We start from the raw sequence: 2,269 nt of genomic DNA, 5'->3' as shown, positions 1-2,269 counted from the left end.
CGACAAGGTGACGCAGCAGAATGCGAGTGCCTCCGAGGAGGTCTCGGCGACCTCCGAGGAGCTGGCGGCGCAGGCCGAGGCGCTCCAGGCGACGATCGCCTATTTCCGGATCGGCGAGGCGGCGTCAGTGCCGCAGACGCGCCCGATCGACGGGGCGGTGTCGCAGCTGCGCAGCACGGCAGCGCGGATGTCGGCTCCTTCGGCGATGGTGAAGTCGCCCGCCAAGGCGACGGGCAAGCGTGGCCCCGCCCCACGCCCGGCGGGCAAGTCGCTGGGCGGGGGGTTCGCCTTCGACATGAGGGAAGGCGACGAGCGCGACGCCGACTTCACCCGCGTCGCCTGACGCCGTCATCAGGCCATCCGCATCACCGCTTCCGCGCGACATCGACCCTCGCGCGCGATCGCCAAACGACCGGACGCTCTCACGCCGTGGCCGAGGGGCAGGCCCGCGTCCGGGTTTCATGAGCCAGTCAAGCCGAGGTTGGGCACCATGCGTTTCACCATCAAAGCGAAGCTCGGGATCGCCTTCGGGCTGATCCTTATGCTGTTTTGCGGGGCGGGCTTGCTCGCGGTATCGAATCTGAGCCAGTCCAACGACCGGATGCAGGCATTCGCGGCTCGCCCGTTCTCGCAGGTCCAGCGGATCCTGCGCATCGAGGCGATGTCCTTCGATGCGGCCCGCATGTTCGCCCGCTCGATGCTGGAGCCGACGACGGCAGCCCGCGAGAAGCTGCTCGCCGAGTTCAAGGCCACCGACGCCAATCTCCGGGGAATCCTGAAGGACTATACGGACCTCGTGCCGGCGGAGGAGCGCTCCCGCGTCCAGCCGCTGCGCGAGAACTGGGCCAATCTCAGCGAGGCCGTGACCAAGGGCCTGGAGTTCGCGATCCAAAACGGCAACAACACGGCCAACGCGATCGCGACGACCGAGCTGCTCGCCGCCTACACGACAATCATGGCGCGGATCGACGACATCAAGGGGCGTACCGACCTCTCGGCGGAGGACCGCGCCCTCGTCGCCACCATCGAGAGCAAGATGTTCCGCCTGCGCGGAGAGATCTACCGCGAGATCTTGATCACCGACGACGCTCTGCTGGCGAAGATCGCCGTGGAGTTCGGCGAGACCCAGAAGGCGCTGTGGCGCGACCTCGCCAAGCTGAGCGAGGCGGGTCGGGCCGCGGGCTATGCCGATGCCGCGGGCGCCGTCTCCGCCGCCGTCAAGGCGTGGGAGCCGTCGGCCGAGAAGGTCTTCGCCCTCGGGCTCGCCAATACCGACGCCAAGGCCCTGCGCTACTATGTCGGCCCCTTCACCGATGCCCGCAAGGCGGTCGTCGAGGAGGTGACGAAGCTGCGCGCTTACGAGGAGAGTGTTGCCCAGGGCTTCGTGCGCGACACGCAGGCCACCTATGAATCGACCCGCACGATCCTGATCGCCGTCGTGACCGGCGCAGTGGTCGTCGGCCTCGCCATGGCGGTGTGGCTGGCGCTGACGATCGCCCGGGGCCTGTCGAAGGCGGTGACCGCGGCTCAGAGCGTCGCGGCGGGCGACCTGACCCAAGACGTGGTGCCGACCGGGAGCGACGAGGTGACGGACCTTCTGCGGGCGATCCAGGCGATGAACCTGAAGCTGCGCGAGGTCGTGAGCCAGGTGGTGTCGGCGGCGTCGAACGTCTCGGCGGGGTCGCAGGAGCTGTCGGCTTCGGCCGAGCAGCTGTCGCAGGGCTCGACCGAGCAGGCCGCGTCCACCGAGGAAGCCTCCGCCTCGATGGAGGAGATGGCCGCCAACGTGAAGCAGAACGCCGAGAATGCCGGCCAGACCGAGGCCATCGCCCGCCAATCCGCCAAGGATGCCGAGGCCAGCGGCATCGCGGTCGGACGCGCCGTCGAGGCGATGCAGACCATCGCCCAGAAGATCACCATCGTGCAGGAGATCGCCCGCCAGACCGACCTGCTGGCGCTCAACGCCGCCGTCGAGGCGGCCCGTGCCGGCGAGCACGGCCGCGGCTTCGCGGTCGTCGCCTCGGAGGTGAGGAAGCTCGCCGAGCGCAGCCAAGCGGCCGCCGCCGAGATCGGGACGCTGTCGACCGACACCGTGAAGGCGGCGCAGGCGGCCGGCGACATGCTGGGGCGGCTGGTGCCGGACATCAAGAAGACGGCGGCTTTGGTCGAGGAGATCTCGGCGGCCTGCCGCGAGCAGGATGTCGGGTCGGGCCAGATCAACCAGGCGATCCAGCAGCTCGACAAGGTGACGCAGCAGAACGCGAGCGAC

1 protein-coding gene and 1 pseudogene are annotated in these 2,269 nt (G+C 69.1%); both read left to right on the top strand.

Translation table 11 applies throughout. The features are described from left to right. Positions 1 to 343, top strand: a pseudogene (locus VP06_RS37515) (methyl-accepting chemotaxis protein); the annotation flags it as partial. Positions 344 to 490: 147 nt separating this feature from the next. After that, positions 491 to 2,269: HAMP domain-containing methyl-accepting chemotaxis protein (locus VP06_RS30945; protein ID WP_048467663.1), on the top strand; the 1,779-nt coding region annotated here is incomplete at its 3' end.

It is taken from the genome of Methylobacterium aquaticum (assembly GCF_001043915.1).
Classification (GTDB): domain Bacteria; phylum Pseudomonadota; class Alphaproteobacteria; order Rhizobiales; family Beijerinckiaceae; genus Methylobacterium; species Methylobacterium aquaticum.
This window is presented reverse-complemented; position numbering and strand designations above follow the sequence as displayed.